At 53.3% G+C, this 240-nt stretch carries 1 pseudogene; it reads left to right on the top strand.

Annotated elements, in window-relative coordinates:
* Positions 1 to 196, top strand: a pseudogene (locus tag TP2_RS18680) (MarR family EPS-associated transcriptional regulator); the annotation flags it as partial.
* Positions 197 to 240: the final 44 nt, after the last annotated feature.

Below are 240 nucleotides of genomic sequence, written 5' to 3'. Positions count from 1 at the left end.
GGAGAAGGGCTTCGTAAAGCTCGGGAATTTCAGGGCGGCCGAGGACAAGAGGCGCTATGCCTATCTGCTGACGCCGAAAGGGGTGGCGGAGAAAGCGGCGATTACGCAGCGGTTCTTGGCGAGGAAGATGGCGGAGTTTGAGGCTTTGAAGGCGGAGATTGAGGCGCTCAAGTCCGATTTGAACCAGAACAGTTAAACCATTGGATAGTAAATTTTCATGAAAATCGCGATGATCGGCAC

It is taken from the genome of Thioclava pacifica DSM 10166 (genome assembly GCF_000714535.1).
GTDB classification, from domain to species: domain Bacteria; phylum Pseudomonadota; class Alphaproteobacteria; order Rhodobacterales; family Rhodobacteraceae; genus Thioclava; species Thioclava pacifica.
This window is presented reverse-complemented; position numbering and strand designations above follow the sequence as displayed.